The sequence below is a fragment of the Salinivibrio sp. IB282 genome (genome assembly GCF_001995685.1).
Lineage (GTDB): Bacteria > Pseudomonadota > Gammaproteobacteria > Enterobacterales > Vibrionaceae > Salinivibrio > Salinivibrio kushneri.
Genome location: NZ_MUET01000015.1, coordinates 29,503 through 53,525, shown reverse-complemented (window position 1 = coordinate 53,525; position 24,023 = coordinate 29,503). Strand labels below are relative to the sequence as shown.

The window sequence follows — 24,023 nt, the reverse complement described above, 5'->3', positions numbered from 1 at the left end:
CATTCACAACAATTCTTGCCAAACAGTATTCACTGGATCAAAAAACAGTATATACTGTATCTATACACAGTTGTTGATAGATACAGGTGTCTCTCTATGTTAGCCGATATAACCATTCAAAACTTTGCCATCGTTAAATCCTTGGAGCTGGAGTTTAGTAAAGGCATGACGGCGATCACCGGTGAAACCGGGGCGGGTAAATCTATTTCTATCGATGCGCTAGGGTTGTGCCTTGGTGATCGTGCCGATGCCAACATGGTGCGCCCGGGGGAGAAACGCGCAGAAATTTCTGCCAGCTTCACCCTTGAGCAAAACAGCGCCGCACGTCGCTGGCTGCAAGATAACGAACTGGAAGACGGTGATGATTGCATATTAAGGCGAGTGATCACCAAAGAAGGCCGCTCACGCGCTTATATCAACGGTAACCCCGTACCTGCCTCACAGCAAAAAGCGCTGGGGCAGCTGTTGATAAATATCCATGGTCAACACGCGCACCAACAACTGTTACGCCCTGAACACCAAATTACGTTATTAGACCAATACGCTGGCCACCAAAGCTTGCTGGACAAAATGGCGACACGCTATCAGCGTTGGCGCCGTACTAAAAATGAGCTAAAAGCACTGATCAAGAAAAAAGATGACATCGACGCTCAGCAACAACTTTTGGAATATCAAGTAGGTGAGCTCAATGAACTCGCATTGGGTGAAGAGGAATACCAACAAATCGAAGAAGAACACAAGCGCTTGTCAAACAGTGGCGATATCGCCATGACCAGTCAGGCGGTGGTGGATTTACTCAGTGATGGCGAAGAGACCAACACATTGAGCTTACTGACGGCGGCCCAGCAGCGCTTAAGTGAGCTGGCTGCACTAGATAGTCACTTCTCACCGCTCGCTGAAATGCTCGAAGAGGCGCGGATCCAAACCCAAGAGACGAGCCAAGAAGTGAGTAGCTATCTTGACCAACTCGATATGGATCCTCAACGCCTCCAGTATCTAGATCAGCGCATGAGCACTATCATGAGTTTGGCGCGTAAACATCAGGTTCAACCCGATGCATTATATGAGACGCATCAACAATTGATTCAAGAGTTGGAGAAACTGGGACATAACGATGAGGCGATTGAGCAGTTGCAAGCAGATGTGGACAAGCAGTTTGCTGACTGTCTCGACACCGCTGAAAAGCTGAGCAAGAGCCGTCGTCGCTATGCCAAAGAGTTGAACAAACTGATCACGCAAAGCATGCACCAGCTGAGCATGGAACATGGTAGCTTCGAGATCCAAGTCGAAAATAAAGCGGAGACCCACCTCAGCCCACTAGGCGGAGATGCGGTGGCATTTCTTGTGTCGACGAACCCAGGTCAGCCTTTACAACCACTGGCGAAGGTTGCATCCGGCGGCGAGCTGTCTCGGATCTCGCTGGCCATTCAAGTGATCACCGCCCAAAAAGTAGAAACCCCTAGCCTGATCTTTGATGAAGTCGATGTGGGGATCAGTGGGCCAACCGCTGCGATTGTGGGCAAACTTTTACGTCAACTTGGCGACTCCACGCAAGTGATGTGTGTGACCCATCTGCCACAAGTCGCAGGCTGTGGTCATCAGCAGATGTTTGTAGCCAAAGATACTGACAAAGGCAGCACCACGACCCGTATGTATCCGCTCGACTACAAGGCAAGAATTAGTGAACTTGCGCGATTGCTGGGTGGCAGTGAGATCACTGATCGCACCCTGGCAAACGCGGAAGATCTTCTAGTAGCCGCTTGATTCTACCAAGTCAAAACAGCGCTGAATGTGGCATTCAGACCGAGAAAAGTGCACTAGCTCTGCTTTTCTCGGTTATTTCCTTACACACGTCGAACTTTTTCACATTATCACCGTCCAAACGCTGGTCGTTAGCAGATTTTTTACATATATTCCCTGCTTCATTATACTCGGGACGCATCCGTCGCAGACTACACATAGTCACCGACAGACATGATTTGCCATCAAACAAGACAGTGAAGATATTAACTATGGGTTGGACTAAAGCCGCCGTTGCCTCTCTGATGGCGATTGCCATGATGGGCTGCTCTTATGCCGAAAAGCTGGTTTATCGCGTGGATATAAACCAAGGTAATTACATTGAAGAAAAGGCCGTCGACGCCTTGAAATTTGGCATGACCAAAGAGCAGGTTAAGTTCCTTCTCGGCCCCCCAATGTTGGTGGAATCAGGTTACCCTAACACTTGGTATTTTGTGCAATGGCAACAACCTGGCCATGAGGCGCCAACACAAAAAGATCTGGTGCTTTCATTCGATGATAATAATCAACTCGTGAACATGGACGGTGATTTCGAGCCAGGTGAGCAATTTTTCGAGGCCGTTCAGTAACGACGACGCATCCGGCTCTCTGATGCCGTCATCTATTCTCCATGAAGTAAAGGCGCCGCTCGGCGCCTTTCTTTTTGGCTAGTCATGAGCGTTTGCGCTGGGTATCCACGCGTCCACCAGTAACAGGATCCGCTTTTCCTTCTTGTTTCGCGCGCTCAGCGCGGCGACGGCGGATCTCTTTCGGGTCGGCTTGCAGCGGGCGGTAAATCTCAATACGATCCCCGTCGCGCACTTGCGCGTCGAGTTTCACCGGTCGGCTAAATACCCCAACCTTGTTGGTCTCAAGATCAATCTCCGGATAGGCGCTTAAGACACCTGATTGACGAATAATGTCTTCTACCGTCGAGTCTGGCTTCACCACGCAGTTGAAAATACGTTGCTCATTAGGCAACGGGTAAACCACTTCAACATGCAGCAACGTCTCTTCACTCATAAATCTCTTTCGCTCGCTCTGTAAACGCCTTCACCATACTACTGGTTAACTCGCTGAAGATACGGCCAAAGGCCGCTTCGACCAAGCGGTTCGTGAACTCAAACTCGAGGTCGAGTTCTATCTTGCATGCGTCACTTGATAACGGCGTAAATTTCCAGCCACCACTTAAGCGTTTAAATGGCCCGTCCACCAGTGTCATATCAATACGGCTGCTATCCACCAAATAATTTTTGGTGGTAAATGTTTTCTTAATCCCTGCTTTCGCCACATCTAAAGACGCGACCATGGTGGTGTCTGTATGTTCAATAAGGCGGGTGCTCACACACCCGGGCAAGAAAGCAGGATAGGACTCAACATCGTTCACCAAGGCAAACATTTGCTCAGCACTGTACGGCACTAAAGCCGAGCGGATGATTTGCGGCATAGGGACTCCTTGCAAGTTAACCGCGAAATAATACCATCGAGACTGATTGAGACCAATGCTCACAACCCACATCGCGGATAAAGTCAGACTCTTTCTCCCACTGAGTGCGATAATCCTTTCATTCTTCGATATATCCCCTTTATAATGCGGCCACTATGGCTAAGAAAAACGCAAAGAACAAAGCAAGTAGTAACACTATCGCGCTGAATAAAAAGGCACGCTTTGAGTACTTCATTGAAGATGACTTTGAGGCGGGGCTAGAGCTGCAAGGCTGGGAGGTGAAAGCACTCCGAGCAGGTAAGGCCAATATCAGTGAAAGCTACGTGTTGCTAAAAGACGGGGAAGCCTTTTTGTTCGGGGCAACCATTACCCCGCTTAATGTCGCCTCCACGCACGTGGTGGCCGATCCGCAGCGCACCCGTAAGCTATTGCTTAAACGGCGTGAGCTTGATACCTTGCTCGGCAAGGTAAATCGAGACGGTTTCACGGTGGTGGCACTGTCTTTATACTGGAAAAAATCTTTTGCTAAACTCAAAATAGGCTTAGCGAAAGGTAAAAAATTACACGATAAGCGCGATACCGCGAAAGACCGAGACTGGCAGCGACAAAAGTCCAGGATCATGAAAAACGCAGCGCGTTAATCGTTGACGCGGTAGATCAATGTGTTAGACTCTGCCGCTCACACTCTGGGGCTGATTCAGGATTCGACAGGATTGAGAAGGCCCGTGGAGCATGCCGAGGGGCGGTTGGCCTCGTAAAAAGCCGCAAACAAATAGTCGCAAACGACGAAAACTACGCACTAGCAGCTTAATAACCTGTTGAGTGCCTATCCTCCCTAGCCTCCGCCTGTAGGACGGGGATTCAGGATAGTCAAAACCAAACAGGATCGCGTGGATGCTTTGACCCAAGAGCTGAAGCGTTAAAACTAATTTGGGTATGTCTTTGCGTGGCGTGTTTGTCCGCAGCACACTGACGAGATAAAAGACAAACTAAGCATGTAGCGCCATTGGTTAGACTGATTCTGGACGCGGGTTCAACTCCCGCCAGCTCCACCAATCGATTGGAAAGGGCGGTAAATCATTGATTTACCGCCCTTTTTTATTTCTATGGTTAGAGATTTAGTTGCTTTGTGTGCCAGTGAGCTACATACCTGTGATACAAACTGGGAACTGGCACGTCGTTACTCTCCAGCAGATACCCCATGATTTAAACGCATAGAGTTAATGATAAAGTTTCATTTAGTTCATCGATGAGTCAGCGCTAGACTGAGAGCCATTCCTCATTGGTATCGTCTAGGAGACTGATATGTTTGACGCTCTCGTTCTCAAGCAAGAAAGCAAGCAGACGCTTCCAACTATCGAGCAACTTGATGAGTCTCAACTCCCTGATGGTGACGTACTCGTTGCCGTCGATTAGTCATCGCTGAACTATAAAAATGGCTTGGCTATCACAGGCCAAGGGAAAATTGTTCGCGAATTTCCTATGGTACCAGGCATTGATCTTACTGGTCAGGTAATCCACTCTGAAGATAGCCGCTACCAAGAAGGCGACAATGTCGTTCTAACTGGATGGACGGGGTCAAATGCAACTTGAGGGGCTTTCTGATAGATACGCGGCAGCGCAAATGGCAAGATTGTTTGCATCGCATAGTCAGTTGCCGCGATGGTAAAGGTATGATCACACCTGCCGGGGTTAAAATCACTCGGAGAGTAGACAAGGTTATCATTGGTGCTCTGCCGCCTTCTTTTACTATAGACTGATTAATCTTTGGATAATTATGCTTTTCATTTTTATATAACCCCTTACTATAAAGAACCCCTTCCACTTATCCCTCCGCAATAGGTGAATATAAATTCACACACAATGCTTATCACTGCGAAAACGAACCATTGTCGAGTAATCGATTACTAAGAATCTGTTTAGGTAGGGATTAGTACTTTTTTTAACTCTTTATCTGGTCATTTATTCGAGCTGAACAGGACCTGAATGGTTATTGGTGCGACTCCCAGCAGAAAAAATAGAGTAAAAATACTAATTGACAATTAACTCATTATTAACACCATTGTCATGTTACTGACGCATTGCTAGCATAAATCCACATTCACTCGACACAWGTGAATGCCTCTACATCGCTAATAGATAAGCGAACGTCAAGGAATAGACTGTCGCTACGTGTTTTTTATCGGATAAAAAGCCGATACGTGTATCGTTACGTTCAATGACGCAGTGCATACACGAGTAATAATTAAAACGCGACAGTACTCAGATGTATTATTAAAGAAGGGATACTTTAAAGTGAGTAATACTATCCAAAAAACAGCGATTGCCGCTGCAATCACGCTTGCCAGCACCACAAGTTTTGCCGGAGAGCTCGGTTCACTGACCAGTGAAGTCAAAGTCAACGACTTTGAAAATGGTAAAACTGATACCGAAGTCACCATCGGCAAGGGAACTTATAAACTCAGTGATGATTACAGGTTTTTTTTTGATGTCGACAAAGACTTCATTAAAAGCGAAGGAAAATCAAGAAAAGAAGGTTGGGATACCGAGTTTGCTTTATTGCAAAGCATTGGCACCCTGGGTGATTTTGACGCTAGCCTGAATTATTTTTTCCGCTATGATTCCGCTTGGAAAGCCAGCGATGGATCTGACTCATGGGATGCGAAACAATATATTTTTCAACCTTACTTTAGCAAAGATGTCTCTCTTGGAGGAAAGGACTTTTCATTCGGCATCGAATTGTGGGCACAGCTCGGTAATAAAAATGATGGCAGTTTGAAAAACCTAAGTGGCGCCGAAACCAACTTTTACCTATCTGGCGATCTTTCTGAACACTGGAATCTTTCCCTTGCATGGTATAACTTCAACTATTACCACAAGGCTGCCGACGGATACCAATATCAAATTGGTACCGAGGATTATTTGACCTACTCTCTTCCTCTTACCGACAACGTGTCATTTAATGTTGAGACCATGCTTGACGCCCTTCATATTCCAGAAAGAGAAAAAACGACAGCAGAGGTGCATATTCAGCCTCAAGTCGAATTCAAAAAACAAGTTAATGACAACTTTTCTTGGCATGCTGGGGTAACCTATGAAGCATTAAATTGGGATTATAAGGATGTGAAAGGAACTGCCGATGATCGCAACGCATTTGACGACAACGAGTTTGAAGCTTATTTAGGCTTCACCATCAAGTAAGCGCGATACACTGCAGGCAAATTCACTGCCTGTTGCCTGCAGTGTTTAAACAACAGCAAGATTAACCCACACGCTTTTGCCACTTATCTATTACCGTGGCACCAATCAAATCGCCTTGCACATTGACCGCGGTACGGAAGGTGTCGAGCGGGCGCTCAATGATCAGCAAAATGGCAATGGCTTCCAGGGGGATCCCCGCAGCCAGCAGCACCAACTGCATACCCGACATCGAGCCTGACGGCATGCCCGGCGCGCCTACCGACGAAACCATCGCCATAATGAAGATCATCACAATGCCAGTCGTCGACAGATCAATCCCGAACAGTTGTGCCAAGAACACCGCCGCAATCCCTTCAAATAATGCGGTGCCATCCATATTCATCACCGCGCCCAACGGCAAGACCATGCTTGCGGTCGACGGGGTGACCTTGAGCTCTTCTTTGGCGGCCTGCATCGAGACGGGCAGTGTCGCAGCACTGGAAGAAGTGGCAAAGGCCATCGCCAGTGGCGCGGAAATGGCACGAAATAGGCTCACAAAGCCAATACCACCAGCGACGCGTGCAATAAGTGGCAATACAATCACTGCGTGGACCATCGTGAGTCCAAACACCAAGGCGGCGAAGCTAAACAGCTGACCAAATAAGTCATTGTCGCCTTGATGTGAAAACTGAAAGACAATCGCAAACACCGCAAACGGCGCCAGCTTGATAATCCCTGCCACCATGGTGTTAATGCCTTTATTCAGCCCACGAATGGTCTCGAATAATGGGTGCGACTCTGGCAGTGCGACAATCAGTGAAATACCAAACAAAATGGTGAAAACGACAATCGCAAGTAGATTACCACTGCTTAACGCCTCAACGGGGTTCACTAACGCCATGTTAAAAAGCTTAGTGGCAATGGCTCCGGCTCCCGCAGCCTCTTGGTTGATAAAGCTAATGCTCTCATCCACAGGCGGTGCATTGGTGAGCGGTTGCCACTCGGGCATCATCAGCGCTGCGCCAAGACCAAGTGTGATCGCAATGGTAGTGGTAAAACCGTAAAACAAAAGTGTTGCACCACCAAGGCGCTTAAGGCGAACCACATTGCCAATATTACTGATCCCTTCCAGTAGCGAGAGCAATACCATCACACCAACCACGGCTTTGAGTAGACCGATATAACTGACCTTGGCGAGCATAAGCAGTGGATACCAAGTGGTCTGCTCTGCGTTCTCAATGGGGCCGAATACCGTGCCCACCAGCCAAGCTAGTGCGGCCGCCACTGCAATTTGCAATGGCAAAGAATGTCTAATGGTTTTCCACATTGTCTTTTCCCTAATCACAGCGTCACAGCTGCATAATGATGATTTGTCTATTTTTTTTGCGCTAAGAAGCGATAAAGCATACCAAGCTGTTAGACGGGGCTCATGTAAAAGTTATGAACAATCTGGAATAACTAGTAACAAAATGGTTGGTGAGTAAATTGGGCCACAGTTTTCTCTATAAAAATGGGGGGAGAGAATGACAAAAAAGCCCGCCTAAAAAGACGGGCTCTTATTAATAAGCGCTCATTTTGCTTATTGTGGACGCTGATTTTGTGGATTCAGCTCAAGATTGACAGGCGTATCCAACTCTTGATTTAACGCCTTTTCTAGCTCAGCAACATTGGTACCGGGTGTCGCTTCCAGCAACGCCACGCCATCGAGATAGCTGACTAGGTCGAGACCATATTTTTGAGCTAGCTGGCTGGCGTTCGCCTCACTGGCTTTGACCAAAATCGAGCCTGTGACCGTTAATGGCGCGCTTTGTGCCGAGACGGCGACTTTATCGCCAACCATCACGCCCATTTGCTCGCCACTCATATTACGCGCATTACTGTCGGTTTCGACGACGACATAGTCTTTGCCATTTAGCTGCACCGTGCCTGCGCTGACACCAAGGCTGATACCCATGATTGCCAGGGCTATCATTAATTTTTTCATACTTCGTCTCCTATTAACCGCGGTGACCAATGACACGCAGTGACCATTGCGTCAATTTACCATCGACGCTGTTATTCGCCATCGACTTCACCTCACCCCCTAAGCTGTATTGACGCGTCTTGCCGTCCGTATCTGTGACGTAGAGTGTCCATTGACCTTGCGATGCTTCACCATTGAACTTATGGCTAAGCATCAGGTGGTCAGTAAAGCCTTCTGGGTAGGTGCTATCTAGGGTGTTCGATAGCATGCTATTGCGTGGAGACATCAGCACGCTACGGGTACCGGAAGGGGACTCGAGTTCAATCAGCAGATCTGACATACGGCTATGCTCGATCGAAGTCCGCACTTGTACCGCCTCGATGGTGAGGTTGTCAGCTACTTGCACACTGTCTGCTGTCGCCACCGACCCGGCATCCGCAATCGTTAACCCAGTTTCACCCTCTTGGTTGTGATAAGACCACGTCCAATCCGTGAATACTTGTGCAGGGAGAGACTGATAGGTCTTCGCGGCTTCGAGTGCTGCATTAACATCAATCAAACCAAAGCCATAGGTTGGGCTATACCAGCGCCCCGCGGCATTTTGCTGCCAACCTTCTAGGCCAGTCACCGTGCGCTCATCACCAAATGCCGTTTGATAGGTTAAAAGCACATCGGCATCGTCTGCATCCACGCGTGTCGCCGTCGTCGCTAATAGGTGGCGAATATCGCGCTGAGACAGATTTGGATAAGCTGACATCATCAACGCAAATGCCCCTGAAGTATTTGGCGCGGCCGAAGACGTCCCGTTCATCACGCTGTTGAAATCACAGGTGTTGTCTATCTCTGTCCCACCGTGTAAATCGTGTGAATCATAAGGAATACGATCGTCGCGGTTGTAACCCATCGTACAGCCTGTCAAATCTGTGGTGATATGTGCCGGTTTATTGGTGCCATACTCGCCACCTGGCGCGGTCAAGAAGACGCTGCTACCCACGGAGGAATAAGATGAGCGCTCACCATCCGCATTCAACGCACTCACCGTCACGTTCCAGTAATTAGCATTACTGGATGATTGGTTGCTGTTCTGCCACGGTAAACCATGGTTCTCATCCACAGGACCGAAGCGCTGACGATTAAACGAGGTACGCTTATAGCCATTACCCGCTGATTTGATGAATACCGCACCCAGTCCGCCAAAGGCTTCCGTGCTCATTTTTTTGTATTGGGCGTTCTGGCGACCATCATAGCTCATTGGGTCATCGCTGTAGGGATGACTGCGGATGCCTGAGCCACCATAGCTTTGGTTGAATATGCGGACATCATCCGAGTCGCCTTCGCGGCCATGGCTGATCTCCCACGCATTTTGGCTTTGGTATGCGAGGTAGTTATAACCTTGCAGGTTGGCAAGCGGTGCGACCCCCATCCCACCAATACCATTATTGCGAACCGCCGCGATGATCCCCGCGACCGAGGTACCATGGGCGGTATTACGACTGCTCCAGCCCTCCGGTGTCGGGTCATCATCACGTTCCACAAAGTCATAGGACTTTCCAGCACGGACGTTAGCGGCCAGATCGGGATGGGCAATTTCTAACCCATCGTCGACGACGGCAACGTTAACGTTTTGTCCAAGCACATCTTGGCGATGGGCTAACCATACGTTGAGATCATTGCCTGGTTGGCCACCCTCTCGGGCAAAGGCATTTTGACCACTGTTAAGCAAATGCCACTGTTCGGCCGTAAAGGGATCATCACCGGGCAAGCAACGCTCATCGCTGGTACGGCTGCCATCGATGTCATTATTGCCAACCAGTGATACACACGCTTGTGGCTCTGGATCGGTGGGAGGGTCGACAGGATCTGGCACTTGGGCCATCGCCCACACCCCGGAGCTGTGAAAAAGTGCGCCGATAATCAGCGCAAGAGAGCTGTGTTTGTGCATTTATCATTCCTTTTTACACTAACTAGACGTGTCTCAATTCTGAGAGACCCATCATTAGTAAAAAGAAATAACTTCAATAGAAACAAGCTATTAAAAGAAACGTGATCTTATGCCTAATTATCAAAGCACAAGATGTAATTAATTGAACAAAACCTGCAAGTTTTAACTTTTGTGTTACATGACTGTGCAATAACTGTGACGTTAAAGACACTTATAATGTAATAAGTTATGCTTTTTGGTTTTTATTATAATGCCCCAGCATCGCCCGAGCCATGAGTATGGTGCAATGCACTGACCACGTAGTTTGCTATGGCAGTATCTTGCACACCTGTTCCCGTTAAATCACACACGGTGACCGCCTCATCACTTCGCGCGATGGGACGCCCCGACGCCACCGTTTTGCCTAACTCTTCCACACATCGTGACAATGCCAGCCCTTTTAGCTCACCCAACACCTCAGACTGAGCACGTCTATCCACCAGCACCCAGTCGGCATTGTGCAAAATATGAGGATCAAGCTCGCGCTTCTCTGCACTATCCGAGCCCATCGCCGTGACATGGGCGCCCTTGGGAATGTCTTGCCAATGCAAAATCGGCTGCTTAGCCGGTGTCGTGGTGACAATAATATCGGCCTGTTGACACGCCTGTGCCACATCTTGGTGAGGGATCACTCGCACTCCCAGTTCGGCCTCAACCTCTGCTTTATACTGCCTTGCTTGTGCATTGTCTCGTGCCCAAACATGCACCGTGTCTATTTCTCTAACCAGTTTGAGCGCAGACACTTGTAACCTTGCTTGCGTGCCCGCCCCCAACACAGTGACAATGTTGGCATCATCACGCGCGCAATACTTGGCACTTAACGCGCCGGCTAGAGCCGTACGTAAATCAGTCAGGTATCCTTCATCAAACAGCACGGCCTCCACCAAACCGGTTGATGCCGAGAAAACCACCATCAAACCATTAAGGCTCGGTAGACCTATCGACGGATTATCAAAAAAGCCAGGACTGACTTTAATCGCAAATCGCTCAGCGCCTTTGATGTGAGCGGTTTTCACATCGACTTCGCCGTTGTGCTCGTGAATGGCCATGCTTAACACAGGAGGCATGGTTACCTCGCCACGCCCCAAGGCACTGAACGCATTTTCAATCACACTGAGACTGTGCGGGTTAAACGTCGCAACAGATTCGATTTGCTGACGATGATATAGCTGCATACGGGCTCCTTTGACACTCACCAAATTCAACCACAAGCTAAGAGCGAGCCTGCTCACTTAATGCCATGACCGCAGTCAGGGTGTCAGTTGACACATTGTTTCCACTAACCACGATCACCACTTTCTTGTCCTGCCACTCTAACTGGTGCTGACGTGCCGCGGCCAATCCCACCACGGCGGCACCTTCTACCCACCTATTTTCGCACTGCCACATATCGATCATCGCACGGGCGATATACGCTTCATCCACTTGATAATGTTGCGTCATCACTTTAGGCACCAAAGAAAAGGTGTATTGATTATTAAGGCCAATGCCTCCACCCAGGCTATCTGCCAACGATTCAGATTCAGGCACAGCCACTGGCTTACCCGCTATGATGCTTTCATGCATCGCAGCCCCATCGCGAATTGAGACGCCAATTAGGTCGATATGTGGGGCGATGGTACGCGCCGCTAAGCCAAGTCCTCCCACCAAGCCGCCTCCCGATAAGCCGGCTGCAATCACATCAACATCTGGCGCATCTTCAAGGATCTCAAGCCCAATGGTCCCTTGTCCGGCAATAATATCGGGATGATCAAAGGGAGGGATATAACACAACCCATCACGCGAAACGGCCTCAAGCGCGGCTTGTTCGGCTTCATCCTGCGAGCGACCCACGACCCACACTCGCGCGCCCATTGCTTTAACAGCGTCCACTTTATTGTCAGGTACTAACGAAGAGAGACATACGGTCGCCGGGATCCCAAGCTGCTTGGCCGCGTAAGCAAGCGCACGGCCATGGTTGCCTGTCGAGCAGGTGATCACACCACGCTCACGCAGCGCCTTGGGCAACCGACTCAATGCGTAGGTGGCACCGCGTAATTTAAACGCGCCCGTCGGCTGGCTCGTTTCGAGCTTCAGCCAAATTTGTGCTTGGTAACGCTTAGAAAGCGTCGGTGAATAAACAAGTGGTGTGCGCGCCGCCACTGGCTTTATCGCTTGGCGGGCCAGGTACACATCATGCAAGCTCGTTGACACGCTCCTTCCCCCTTCACGTTGCGTGGTCAGTCAGCACGGAGAAATACAGCACTGTTAGTCAACAGATTAGTTGCCTGACACCCAGGATCCAACCTTCTATTTTCACTATTTGCGCTAAACGTTGGCAGGGTTTATCGCGTAAACTCTCTATAAATGAGGAGTGGTTATGCATTGGATTGAAGCGCACGAAGCCGGGTTTAGGCTCAGCCTGTTTGCCTTGGTACTGTTGGTAATGCTCGTCGCCGAATGGCGGTGGCCGAAGCGCAAGCTCACTCGCACGCGGCGAGAACGTTGGTCAGGGAATATCTTATTGACTGTATTTAATACTCTCACGTTGCGCGTACTGGCACCAATTTCTGCAGTGGGGGCGGCCAGTTTTGCCGCCGCCTCGGGTTTTGGTTTTTTTAATCAGCTTTCCCTCCCTGAATGGGGCGCGGTTCTGGTCACATTAGTTGTGATGGATATGGCGATTTGGTACCAACACAAACTCTTCCACCAGGTACCATGGCTGTGGCGGCTGCATCTCGTGCATCATGCCGATATGGACATTGATGTCACCACAGGCGCGCGTTTTCACACGGTGGAAATTTGGCTGTCGATGGCCATTAAGTGCGTGTTAGTCGCGCTACTTGGCGCACCTGTTGTCGCCGTGATCGTGTTTGAAACGCTACTCAGCGGGATGGCAATGTTTAATCACAGCAATGTTCGTCTCCCCAAGCACCTAGACGCTTGGCTGCGCCGCTTTATCGTCACACCAGATATGCACCGGGTGCATCACTCCACCCGTTTTCATGAATGCAACGCCAATTACGGGTTCAACCTTTCATGCTGGGATCGCTGGTTTAATACCTATGTGCCACAGCCACGTAAAGGGCACCATAATATGCGAATTGGCTTAAACGAAGTCGGCCAACCGACTGATGCCAGTCATGTTTTTGGAATGCTGCGTTTACCCCTCCGTTGGCGTATACTGCAACGCGCCTACCAACACAAAAAGGAGAGCTGGGCGCATGAAACAGGTGATCGTCACGTCCAAAAATCCCGCTAAAATCGCTGCAGTTGAGGCCGCGTTTTATGACGCTTTTCCCGACACACTTTTCACCTTTACGGGCGTTTCCGTCGCCAGTGGCGTAGCAGAGCAACCAATGACAGAGCAAGAGACCTATGCCGGCGCGTGCAACCGCGTTCGTCACGCCAAAGCGGAATACAAAGGAGACTTTTACGTCGGGGTAGAAGCAGGCTTAGATGGTCAACATACCTTTGCATGGATGGTGATAGATGATGGGACAACGCAAGGCGAGGCACGCTCAGCCTCACTGCCTCTCCCTCCAGAGGCGTTGGACGCTCTGCACCAAGGCGAAGAGCTTGGCGATGTGATGGACAGAATGTTTGCCACTGAAAATGTTAAACAAAAAGGGGGCGCCATTGGCATGCTCACCGGGCACCGATTAACCCGCTCAAGTGTTTACCATCAAGCGCTAATCATGGCGCTGATTCCGTTTATGCACCCGCACTTATATCGTTAACGCCAATAAAAACGGCGCCCTGTGGCGCCGTTGTTTGTCTATTTAAGGCTTTGTTGATTAGGTCGATGAAGTGGACTGTTCAGCTTCACGTTTCAATAAATCAGCCAGCCAATTTTTGGTCTCGTCATCCATCCGCTTTAACTCATTCGAGCCGCGTGTGACGGTCGCGATCCCCACGCCCAATAATTGACTCAACTGGCGCTGACTCATTCTCCCTTCTAATAACTCATGCAAAATATTAATCCGAGCCACCAAGGTGTCTCGCTCGTCGGGGGTCAGTAAGGCCGTCAACAAGGCATCATCATTATCATCTTGTCCAGCACGGCGCACTAGCGCGATAACATCTTGCCAACCAGAAAATACAGGCGATTGCGACATGGATTCCTCTCGCTCTTTACGTGATGGTCGCGATTGTAACATTAATAACGCTGTGCCAACTCGTGTGCTCTTAAAAACTGCACGGGCTCACCTAAAAGTTGGCGATAATAGATATCGAACATCAACACGTTCTGCACATAATGGCGCGTTTCATAAAACGGGATCGACTCGATGAAAGCAATGGCATCCATGTGCCCTTTCGAACGTGCCAGCCAGCGGCTCACTCGATGTGGTCCAGCATTGTATGCCGCGAAAGCGAGAACGCGGTTGCTATCGAAGCGATCGAGCATCATTTTCAAATAACCACTGCCCAAGCGGATATTCACGCCCGGATCGCTAAGACTGGCCGGCCCTTGATAATCAAACCCTAACCGACGCGAGGTTTCACGGGCAGTACGCGGCATCAATTGCATCAAGCCTCTCGCGCCTACGTGAGAGACCGCACGGGTAAAGAAAGCACTTTCTTGGCGTGACAGCGCCATCAATGTGGTTTTATCTACCCCACGTTCGCGACTGAAAAACTCAAACCACCACTGATGAGCCAGCGGAAAACGCAACGATAAGTGGTCCCACATTTTTCCGGCAATGGTGGCTTGTACTGCGAGATGATACCAGTGCTGTTTATTGGCATAAGCGGCCAGGAGCGCAATTTGCTCATCACTGGCGCGCTGTAACACATAATACCACTCGCGCTTCGCCGCGTAGATTTTATCAAGCGCAATCAGCTCATCGACTCGCGCCAGCACATCATTGATAGGCATCAGACCCGCCTCTTTCAACACCGCAGTACGCGAAGGGATATGGATCGGCTTTTCTAGGTGCTGAGCGGCAGCCACACTGTAAAAATTGCGCTCACCCAACAGGGTTTCAAACGCCTGATTCGCCGCGTAACTGTCGCCAAGCTCTAACTGAATCCGCGCTTGCCAATATCGCCATTTTAGTGATTGTTTCGCCTCATCACTGAGCAGTGAAAGCCATTGATTCAATACGTGCCAATCACCTTCCACCAACGCCAAGCGAAACCGTCGCTCGAGCAGACCATCATCGTCGCTTTGTCTCAGCATACGATCTCGCCACCCCGCAAGCGCCGGCTCATCGTCATTCATCAGTTGGCCAATAAGATAATCAGCGATGGCTTGTCGTTCACCTTTATCGTAGTGCTGCCCTTCTACGGTGCGACGAAAATAGCGAATGGCTTGCGCTTCGTCTTTACGCGCCAGTCGCTCAACCGCAAGACGAGTCAGCTTTTGGTTAAAGGGTGTCACTTTGCTTCGCTTGGAAAAGTCAGCAACTTGTTCAGGCTTGTCATAAAGATCAATAACTTGCTTTCCCACCGCTTGGTGAGTGTTGGGGAGTTGATCTTGTAGGTAATGCATTAAGCTGCGATTGCGCCCCTCAAAGGTCAGCAACATCCGCCGCAAGATTAAATCACCAGTGAGTTGCTTTTGCTCTGAGAGGTAATCAAATAAGGGATCGCATGCACTGTCGACTGATTGGCCAGACAAGTAGAGTGATTTCGCGCCACTGCGCGCTAATGCACGATTGCCAGCCTGGCTGTGAGCGTAATAATACTGGCATTGATAACGCTCCCCTCTTGGTACATCGGGCTGGAAAGCGACCAAGGTGTCCCAATCTTTTCGATTCGCCAGTAGTGTCAGGTAGTCAGCACGCAGACTATTGGCAAACGGCATGGTGGTGTAACGCTGAATAAAGTTGGTGACCGAGGTGGGCGACTTTTCTGAAAGGTTGCGAGTAAAATCACGGTAATCTAAATAGGGATAAAGGGGATAATCACGCAACTTGGCTTTGAGGCGGCGAAATTGGCGTAATTCACCACGCTCAATCGCATCAATAGCAGCCTCATATTGACGCTGCGCAGGCGTCATTTTCCCACTGTCTGGACTCGCCGACGCCAGCGCGAGAGAAGGAGAAAAAGCGGCCCCTAGAACCCATAGAATAAGTCCGGGTCGCAGTGAACAGGAGAAGGCACGGACACCACGACGCACCGCGTGAGATGCATTGCGTAAAGGCCCGGACAAAGCGATGAATCGTTCCATGTCAAAGGTCGCTCCTAATCAATTAACACCGTGACGAATGTGTCACATTCAGCATGTGTGACAACGAATAGACAACAATCGCATCAGCAAATTCCCTCGCGCCTTGGCAAATGGTTTGCTGCCCATGGGCTATATTACCCACCGAATATGACAATCACTGTTAAACTTGGCAAAGTTAACGTTAGAATAGTGTCTTTTACACCACAACGAGTAGCGTGAGCAGAAATGGCTGAGTACGTATATACCATGTCGCGGGTGAGCAAGATCGTGCCACCTAAGCGCCAAATTCTTAAAGATATTTCTTTGTGTTTCTTCCCAGGCGCCAAAATTGGGGTGCTAGGCCTCAACGGGGCCGGTAAATCGAGTCTATTGCGCATCATGGCCGGTATCGATACCGAAATTGAGGGTGAAGCCCGTGTGCAACCAGGCATTAAAATTGGCTACCTTCCGCAAGAGCCAGCGCTAGACGAAGACAAAACCGTGCGGGAAACCGTTGAAGAGGCGGTATCGGATGTGAAAGATGCATTGACGCGTCTCGACGCTGTGTACGCGGCCTATGCCGATCCTGACGCCGACTTCGATGCCTTGGCGCAAGAGCAAGGTGAACTGGAAGCACTGATCCAGGCCAAAGATGGGCATAATCTTGATAACGCCCTAGAGCGTGCCGCCGATGCCCTGCGTCTGCCGGAGTGGGATGCGCAAATCAAAAACCTGTCTGGGGGTGAGCGCCGCCGTGTGGCGATTTGCCGTTTGCTACTCGAGAAGCCTGATATGCTGCTACTCGACGAGCCAACCAACCACTTGGACGCCGAATCAGTGGCATGGCTAGAGCGCTTCTTGGTCGACTATACCGGCACGGTTGTGGCGATTACGCACGATCGCTACTTCCTTGATAACGCCGCTGGTTGGATCCTTGAGCTTGACCGTGGTGAAGGCATCCCTTGGGAAGGCAACTATTCATCGTGGCTTGAGCAAAAAGACGTGCGCTTGAAGCAAGAAGCCTCCCAGGAAAAAGCGCGCCAGAAAACCATTGAGAAAGAGCTTGAGTGGGTACGTCAAAACCCGAAAGGCCGTCAAGCCAAATCAAAAGCGCGTATGGCACGCTTTGAAGAGCTTAACACCTCCGATTACCAACGCCGTAACGAGACCAATGAGCTGTTTATCCCACCCGGCCCACGCTTGGGTGATAAAGTCATTGAAGTTAACAACCTCACTAAGTCATTTGGTGATCGCGTATTGATTGACGATCTGTCTTTTAGTGTCCCGAAAGGCGCTATCGTCGGTATCGTTGGTCCCAATGGTGCCGGTAAATCCACACTGTTCAAAATGCTCAGTGGTACCGAAACACCGGATGCAGGCACCGTAGAGGTCGGTGACACCGTGCAACTGGCCTCGGTGGATCAGTTCCGTGATAGCATGGACGACAACAAAACCGTTTACGATGAGATCTCGGAAGGTGCCGATATTATTCGCATCAATAACTTTGAGTTACCTGCGCGTGCTTATGTCTCTCGCTTTAACTTCAAAGGGAGCGATCAACAGAAGCGTATCGGCGATTTGTCCGGCGGTGAACGCAACCGCGTCCACCTGGCTAAGCTATTGAAAGCAGGCGGCAACGTCCTGCTGCTTGATGAGCCAACCAACGATCTGGACGTTGAAACCCTACGCGCCTTGGAAGAAGCCCTGCTCGAGTTCCCAGGCTGTGCCATGGTGATTTCACACGACCGCTGGTTCCTTGACCGTATCGCCACCCACATCCTTGACTATCGTGATGAAGGCCAAGTGAATTTCTTTGAAGGTAACTTTGCTGAATACACCGATTGGTTGAAGAAAACGCTGGGCGCACAAGCGGCTGAGCCGCACCGCATCAAATACAAGCGCGTTGCCAAGTAACGCCGCACTAATGAGGGCAGCCAACGCTGCCCTTTTTATTGTCTCCCAGCAGGTAAATTGTCTCCTAGCAAGTAAAGCGGCTCGCAACAAACCGCACTCCGTCCGCTTTCTTACGCAAGAACACCAAAAAATGTTTCAGAATCGATACGTCCGCGCAGATTATTAGGTCGCCCGCCATGCATCGCCTACACTTAGTTCAAAGGATTGAGGAGATGCGATCATGCCAGAGCGTAGAAAGTTTTCCCGCGTGATGTATCGTGCCCCCGCGATACTCAAGCAAGATGAACAGGCGTGGCACGCGCAGGTTCTCGACTTGTCTCTCAAGGGTGTGTTGCTCAGCCGTCCTGAGAACTGGCAAGCAGACCCGCAACACACAGCATTCTCGTTGGTCTTTTACCTGCATGACTCTGACGTAGAATTAGACATGGACTGCATTCTGGTCAATAACTGCGAGAATTATCTCCATCTTTATATTGATCACATTGACATTGATAGTGCCAGTCATTTAAAAAGGCTTGTTGAACTCAACGTTGGCAACGATGAACTCCTTCACCGTGAGCTAGCGCAGTTGACCGACCCAATGGCAGAGTCAGAATCGTAACGCCACATCGTCATGGGCGGTATCAAACGCAGGCCAGCAGTAACCAGTCATGACAGATCATATTCATATCGCCATCTCACACCCAAATGGTGTGAAGCATTATACGCTTTGCCCTACCCGTAAAAAGGTAGTGCAAACTTTGGCGTTAGTCGTGCTGGCCGTTCTCACCGTGACCTTTGCCAGCCTCTATTTACTCTCCGAGCGTTCCACTGAAGCCGAAGCTGCGGTTAACCGGTTACGTGAAGAGCGTGCTGCATTGAATAACGAAGTGGCCATGTTGCAACAAAAACGCGATGAGCTGTCACAAACCATCGAGAACAAAGATGTCGAGCTGACTGCACTGACGCAGCGCGTGGTGACAGTGGAAGATATGCTGGGGCTGCAATCGGTGGCCAAAGACGCCTCACTGACCCATCGGCTTGATGTGGCGGCGATTAACTCCGCAGTGCGCTACACCATGCTTCAGCTCATTCCTAATGGTAAACCGATTCAAAATTATCGCCGTTCATCTGGGTATGGTTCACGCACGCACCCAGTAACGGGCAAAGAAAAATTCCACATGGGGTTAGACTTAACCGCAGACATCGGCACCCCGGTGTATGCCCCGGCCGATGGCGTGGTGGAGTATGTCAGACCCAGCCGCCGCAAAGGCTATGGTAATTTTGTAAAAATTGATCACGCGTTTGGCTTTATGACCCTCTACGCCCATCTTGATAAGTTTAATGTGCGAAGTGGGCAGTTTGTAAAGAAAGGCGACTTGATTGCCTGGTCGGGTAACACGGGTTTATCCACTGGCCCTCATTTGCACTACGAAGTCCGCTTTTTAGGACGAGCGCTGAATCCGCGCCGGTTTATTAAGTGGAGTGCTGAGCAGTTTGATACCTTGCTCGAAAACGAGAAGCGCGTCAGTTGGGGACATTTAGTCGCGGTAGTGGAAAATTTGGTCGAAACTCAGGTACAAGTCGCCAATATGCCCGACGCTGAGCCGCCACTGAGCACCGCCCAGCAGCGCGAAGCCGATGTGCAAACCACACCGACAAAAGCCTCAATGTAGTAGAAATAATAGAGTCGTAGAGGTAGTAGAGCGATGATAAAACCGAGCGCCTTTGTTCGATCAACGGGCCGTATCATCGCCCACCACTTCGCTATTGGTACTTGCGCACGACTACAAGTCTTCTAGCACATCCAGGGCGTCGGAGAGTTTGCTAACGCCATAAACCGTCATCCCTTCAATACGCTGTTTCGGCAAGTTGGCTTTGGGCACGACTGCTTTTTTAAAGCCATGTTTTGCCGCTTCCATCAAGCGCTCTTGCCCACTTGGCACTGGGCGAATTTCTCCCGCCAAGCCGACTTCGCCAAAGACCACCAGCTCTCTCGGCAGCGGGCGATCCCTAAAGCTCGAAATCAGCGCTAAAAGCAGGGCAAGATCGGCACTGGTTTCGGTGACTTTAACCCCACCAACCACATTAACAAACACATCTTGGTCAGACATTTGCAGCCCACCATGTTTGTGTAGAACGGCCAGAAGTAAGGCAAGACGGTTTTGCTCTAGTCCCACCGCCACTCGGCGTGGATTGGCCAATTGTGAATAATCGACCAAGGCTTGTAACTCTACCAATAGAGGGCGAGTGCCTTCCCACACTACCATCACCGAGCTACCTGAGGTTTGCTCCTCACCACGTGAAAGGAAAATGGCGGAGGGATTACTGACCTCTTTTAACCCCTGCCCTGTCATCGCAAACACGCCAAGCTCATTGACCGCCCCAAAGCGGTTTTTATGACTGCGTAGCGTGCGAAAACGGCTATCGCTGGAGCCATCAAGCAAAATAGAACAATCAATACAGTGCTCCAGCACCTTGGGGCCGGCCAGCGTGCCATCTTTGGTCACATGCCCCACCATAAAAATCGCCACATTGTGTTGTTTGGCATAACGAGTCAATGCCGCGGCAGACTCCCGTACCTGTGACACGCTGCCGGGCGCGGATTGCACATCCGCGACATGCATCACCTGTATCGAGTCAATCACCATGATTTTCGGTTGTTCTTTTTTGGCCACCTGACAGATGGTTTCCACACCCGTTTCTGACAACAGCTTCAAGCGGTCTTTGGCAAGCCCGAGTCTATCGGCGCGCATCGCCACTTGCTGTAATGACTCTTCCCCTGTGATGTACAAGGTCGGCAAATGGTGTGCGAGCCCCACCATGGTTTGCAATAGCAAGGTACTTTTCCCTGCGCCCGGGTTACCACCAATCAAAATAGCGGCCCCTGGGACGATCCCCCCGCCGAGCACACGATCCAGCTCTTTAAAACCACTGCTCAGGCGTGGCACTTCTTGTAGGTCGATATCCTGCAGGGTTTGGACTTGCCCCTCGGCGCTACCTGCATACCCGGCATACTTTTCATTGCGCGCGACCTGAGGCGACGCCGCTAGCCTCACCTCTGTAATGGTGTTCCACGCGCCACAGGCTGAGCACTGCCCTTGCCAACGGGGAAAATCCGCGCCACAGTCGTTACATACGTAGGCTCGTTTTGTTTTTGCCATTCGCTCTCCAAGACGTATGATGTCAGCTAATTCACAAAATGATTGCTATCTTATTAATTATTCCGACACTTTTTCGAATCGGTGCCGTTATTATATTAAGGACAATACTTTACCAGACTTTGCCATGAAGCAGGATGATTACCAGGGACTGATTGAGCAGCTGCTTCCGATGTCCCAAACCCCCAAATTTGAGGTGCTGCTCGATAAGCTCACCGCTAACGAGCCAAGCTCTGCCAAACTGCTGATCAAAATGGAGATCAGACGTTTAATGACGCCATGCAATCGTGCCATCGATCTGCGTGGCAAAGTCGATGGTGAATGTCATCAATACGAGTTAAACGGCCAAACACATTGGCTGGATGATGTGGCGATTAACCACTATTACGAGCGCTTGCCTTTATACAATGGGCAAATGACCCAAGGCTTGTGGGAAGATTTGCACAACACCCCTAATAACTTTCGCGTCAAACACGAACAAGAGAAACACACTCAGCAACAAGGAAAAGGCCCAGTCAGTGATACGGCCCAAGCGGCATTGTTACCCGAGAAACTCACCTTTGGCCGTTATTTAGCGCGTAGTGAAAGCCGCATCCATTTTGCTACCCAAGTATTAATAACACTGAATACTGGGTATGAGGTACATGGGGTCACCAGCGACTTGTCTAATTCAGGGTGCCGAGTGCGTGTCCCGGCAGCATTCGATTATCCGCCTAGCGCTGAAGTATTAGTGCAGTTCACCGCGCTGGGGCAAAAGTATCAAGATCCCGATCTTGAGCAAGGGTTGAGTTATCGTATTATTGGCGTCGATCAAAACAAAGAGTCCACCAATAGCGTGTGGTTGCGGCTGCGGCTTGACACCAGCAGTGACGCGATTAAGCAAGCGCTCGATACAGAAATGGCCTCACCCGACTTTCGTGGCAAACAAGATGGTGAGGACAAGCTACTCACCCTCAAGCTGCAAAGCTATGAACAATCCTTTTTGCACCATACCAGTGTGCTACCGCTTTACTTTGCGCAAGACAAATTAGAGTACGTATTACAAACGCGGCAAAATCGGGAGCTATGGGATTACTGGCACGACAGCCGCAATCAACCCGTCATTAATCATATTTTTGATGCAAAGCGTTTGGCGTTACTGCAAGTGGAAGGAGCGTCAACCAGCCAGCTATTGTTATATTGCTTTTATGTAGAGAAAGACAAGCAGCGTTTCTTCTATTCTGCCTCGCCCAGCGAAATGAGCGAAGATGAGCGCCACCTGTTCTGGCAACTGGGTGCCAAGCGTCCTTCATGGCGGGTGTTGAAGGTGACCATGTCAGCCATTAATGCGGGTGACATTGAGCGTTTGCAAGATGTATCTCCGGACTGGCTTAACACATTAAAAACCCTCACACACGTCGCGTTGGTGCAAGATGTGACTCATACCGAAAGCAAGGATAGTTATTTATCCCACCCCAAACCGTCGTTATCCAGTCAAGCCTTGCGACGCTTTTTACACCAACGTAATCCAGTGTGCGCGGCACAGTTAATCTCATCTGATAGGCAGCCCCAACGTCGTGAACCACGTTATGCCTATCGATCTGAGGTCTCATTGGTGCATCCAGAACAGGGGGCGCTGAAGGGAAGGCTGGTCGATTTTTCCTCGGGGGGCTTGAACCTGAAACTGGCGCAGCCTTTTCAAGGGGCGAAAGATGACTTGGTGTCTGTATCACTCGATGCGTTTGTCAATATTGACCCGCGCGCACCGTTAGTCGATATGCCGTATCAGGTGATTCGAGTGAGCCCCAAACGCGATAATATTCAACTCAAGCTCACCACTGAAGCGCCCAACACCCGTCGTCGCCAGTATCTTCGCCGCTTGATTGAGCACAACCTCGACAAATTGACCGTGCTGGATGAACGTTTGCCCGATCCTCCCTTGATTTGGGCCATGCACCAGTTGCTGCTCACGCGCCTAACCGTGCAGCCTTATTTTGTTCGACGTGATAACGGTGTACTGTCGGTGCCTGCAGTGGGTATCAACCTGCCTCCCAGTCGTTTGCACCGCTTTCTCGAGCGCGCAGGCGGCGGTCGCCAACTGTCTTTTTACCCGGTGTTCGGGGATAAGATTCTCACCCGTACCCATGAAGTCACACGCCCCTCGCAGCCTCTGAAAGAGCTGGTACGCGAGTACTTTGTCTGGATAGACATGAAAGATGATAAGGTGCGTGCGGTGCATACCTTTTCCGATAGTGAGTTTGAATCTGACGACGCGAGACGTAAGTTCATCCAGTTGGCGCAAAAAGGCGGGGCGTTTGCCGTGCTACGCAATCGGATGACACCGCTGGCCCATGCTGAACAAGATATTGATGCCACCCAGTTATCCAGCTTGCTCAAACGCGATACCCACAAAGCACGCCAACTGGAAGACGAATTTGTTGCCTTGTGTGCCTACGGTGAGTTGGTCGATGTCACCGATGAAGTGCTAATGCGCCTGGGGCGATAGC

General features: G+C 50.2%; 20 protein-coding genes, 1 other RNA gene and 2 pseudogenes. 12 read left to right on the top strand and 11 right to left on the bottom strand.

The genetic code is table 11. From position 1 onward, the window contains the following. Positions 1–96: 96 nt before the first annotated feature. Both recN and bamE read left to right on the top strand, forming a co-directional pair. On the top strand, positions 97–1,764 hold the full coding sequence (recN, locus tag BZG14_RS05110; RefSeq protein ID WP_077608158.1) for a DNA repair protein RecN: 1,668 nt from the start codon (positions 97–99) through the stop codon (positions 1,762–1,764). 248 nt (positions 1,765–2,012) lie between these two features. Then, positions 2,013–2,369: an outer membrane protein assembly factor BamE gene (bamE, locus tag BZG14_RS05105; protein WP_046075182.1), complete on the top strand. Its 357-nt coding sequence runs from the start codon at positions 2,013–2,015 to the stop codon at positions 2,367–2,369. Between the two features lie 82 nt (positions 2,370–2,451). Here the strand turns inward: bamE and BZG14_RS05100 are convergent, their stop codons facing one another. After that, positions 2,452–2,802: an RnfH family protein gene (locus BZG14_RS05100; RefSeq protein WP_077486536.1), complete on the bottom strand. Its 351-nt coding sequence runs from the start codon at positions 2,800–2,802 to the stop codon at positions 2,452–2,454. Then, positions 2,795–3,226, bottom strand: a complete 432-nt coding sequence (locus BZG14_RS05095; RefSeq protein WP_069362794.1) for an SRPBCC family protein — start codon at positions 3,224–3,226, stop codon at positions 2,795–2,797. Before BZG14_RS05095 ends, BZG14_RS05100 begins: the two co-directional genes overlap by 8 nt. A gap of 155 nt (positions 3,227–3,381) precedes the next feature. Between BZG14_RS05095 and smpB the strand changes: the two genes are divergently transcribed. From smpB to BZG14_RS05080, 3 genes and pseudogenes are all read left to right on the top strand, one after another. Continuing rightward, positions 3,382–3,867 (top strand): SsrA-binding protein SmpB, encoded by a 486-nt coding sequence (gene smpB / locus BZG14_RS05090; protein WP_069362793.1) that lies wholly within the window; start codon positions 3,382–3,384, stop codon positions 3,865–3,867. Positions 3,868–3,914: 47 nt separating this feature from the next. Next, positions 3,915–4,281: a transfer-messenger RNA gene (gene ssrA / locus BZG14_RS05085) on the top strand. Between the two features lie 250 nt (positions 4,282–4,531). Further along, a pseudogene (locus BZG14_RS05080) lies at positions 4,532–4,798 on the top strand (alcohol dehydrogenase catalytic domain-containing protein); the annotation flags it as partial. 5 nt (positions 4,799–4,803) lie between these two features. Here BZG14_RS05080 and BZG14_RS15865 read toward each other — a convergent pair. Beyond that, positions 4,804–4,935: pseudogene (locus BZG14_RS15865) on the bottom strand (LysR family transcriptional regulator); the annotation flags it as partial. Positions 4,936–5,521: 586 nt separating this feature from the next. On the opposite strand from BZG14_RS15865, the gene BZG14_RS05075 reads away from it, so the two are divergent. Beyond that, a complete protein-coding gene (locus tag BZG14_RS05075; protein WP_077486535.1) occupies positions 5,522–6,427 on the top strand; it encodes a hypothetical protein in 906 nt (301 codons plus the stop codon). Positions 6,428–6,488: 61 nt separating this feature from the next. Here BZG14_RS05075 and BZG14_RS05070 read toward each other — a convergent pair whose 3' ends face one another. The 5 genes from BZG14_RS05070 to eutB all read right to left on the bottom strand — a co-directional run bounded on the left by BZG14_RS05070 (position 6,489) and on the right by eutB (position 12,543). Continuing rightward, positions 6,489–7,733, bottom strand: coding sequence for a dicarboxylate/amino acid:cation symporter (locus tag BZG14_RS05070; protein WP_077608157.1), 1,245 nt, complete (start codon positions 7,731–7,733; stop codon positions 6,489–6,491). A gap of 252 nt (positions 7,734–7,985) precedes the next feature. Continuing rightward, entirely contained in the window at positions 7,986–8,390 is a 405-nt protein-coding gene (locus tag BZG14_RS05065; protein WP_077608156.1) for a hypothetical protein, read from the bottom strand. Between the two features lie 13 nt (positions 8,391–8,403). Next, the gene (locus BZG14_RS05060; protein WP_198532020.1) at positions 8,404–10,311 is read right to left on the bottom strand and encodes a S8 family serine peptidase; all 1,908 of its coding nucleotides are present in this window, start codon (positions 10,309–10,311) and stop codon (positions 8,404–8,406) included. A gap of 245 nt (positions 10,312–10,556) precedes the next feature. Beyond that, complete coding sequence (locus tag BZG14_RS05055) at positions 10,557–11,525, bottom strand: cyclodeaminase (protein ID WP_077458790.1); 969 nt, start codon at positions 11,523–11,525, stop codon at positions 10,557–10,559. A 37-nt stretch (positions 11,526–11,562) separates the two neighbouring features. Next, positions 11,563–12,543: a hydroxyectoine utilization dehydratase EutB gene (eutB, locus tag BZG14_RS05050; RefSeq protein WP_077608155.1), complete on the bottom strand. Its 981-nt coding sequence runs from the start codon at positions 12,541–12,543 to the stop codon at positions 11,563–11,565. A gap of 166 nt (positions 12,544–12,709) precedes the next feature. Between eutB and BZG14_RS05045 the strand changes: the two genes are divergently transcribed. Next, positions 12,710–13,591: a sterol desaturase family protein gene (locus BZG14_RS05045; RefSeq protein WP_077608154.1), complete on the top strand. Its 882-nt coding sequence runs from the start codon at positions 12,710–12,712 to the stop codon at positions 13,589–13,591. Continuing rightward, positions 13,554–14,069, top strand: coding sequence for an inosine/xanthosine triphosphatase (gene yjjX / locus BZG14_RS05040; protein ID WP_077608153.1), 516 nt, complete (start codon positions 13,554–13,556; stop codon positions 14,067–14,069). Before BZG14_RS05045 ends, yjjX begins: the two co-directional genes overlap by 38 nt. A gap of 57 nt (positions 14,070–14,126) precedes the next feature. Here the strand turns inward: yjjX and trpR are convergent, their stop codons facing one another. Next, the gene (trpR, locus tag BZG14_RS05035; protein ID WP_077608152.1) at positions 14,127–14,447 is read right to left on the bottom strand and encodes a trp operon repressor; all 321 of its coding nucleotides are present in this window, start codon (positions 14,445–14,447) and stop codon (positions 14,127–14,129) included. Positions 14,448–14,488: 41 nt separating this feature from the next. Continuing rightward, complete coding sequence (sltY, locus tag BZG14_RS05030) at positions 14,489–16,504, bottom strand: murein transglycosylase (protein ID WP_077608151.1); 2,016 nt, start codon at positions 16,502–16,504, stop codon at positions 14,489–14,491. 225 nt (positions 16,505–16,729) lie between these two features. On the opposite strand from sltY, the gene ettA reads away from it, so the two are divergent. The 3 genes from ettA to BZG14_RS05015 all read left to right on the top strand — a co-directional run bounded on the left by ettA (position 16,730) and on the right by BZG14_RS05015 (position 20,052). After that, on the top strand, positions 16,730–18,397 hold the full coding sequence (ettA, locus tag BZG14_RS05025) for an energy-dependent translational throttle protein EttA (RefSeq protein ID WP_077458796.1): 1,668 nt from the start codon (positions 16,730–16,732) through the stop codon (positions 18,395–18,397). Between the two features lie 220 nt (positions 18,398–18,617). Continuing rightward, positions 18,618–18,998, top strand: a complete 381-nt coding sequence (locus BZG14_RS05020) for a PilZ domain-containing protein (protein WP_069362779.1) — start codon at positions 18,618–18,620, stop codon at positions 18,996–18,998. A 49-nt stretch (positions 18,999–19,047) separates the two neighbouring features. Further along, positions 19,048–20,052, top strand: a complete 1,005-nt coding sequence (locus BZG14_RS05015; RefSeq protein WP_077486529.1) for a M23 family metallopeptidase — start codon at positions 19,048–19,050, stop codon at positions 20,050–20,052. 111 nt (positions 20,053–20,163) lie between these two features. Here BZG14_RS05015 and radA read toward each other — a convergent pair whose 3' ends face one another. After that, complete coding sequence (gene radA, locus BZG14_RS05010; protein WP_046075145.1) at positions 20,164–21,540, bottom strand: DNA repair protein RadA; 1,377 nt, start codon at positions 21,538–21,540, stop codon at positions 20,164–20,166. A gap of 124 nt (positions 21,541–21,664) precedes the next feature. Between radA and BZG14_RS05005 the strand changes: the two genes are divergently transcribed. After that, positions 21,665–24,022 carry a PilZ domain-containing protein gene (locus BZG14_RS05005; RefSeq protein WP_198532019.1) on the top strand — a complete coding sequence of 786 codons (2,358 nt, stop codon included), beginning with the start codon at positions 21,665–21,667 and terminating at the stop codon, positions 24,020–24,022. Position 24,023: the final 1 nt, after the last annotated feature.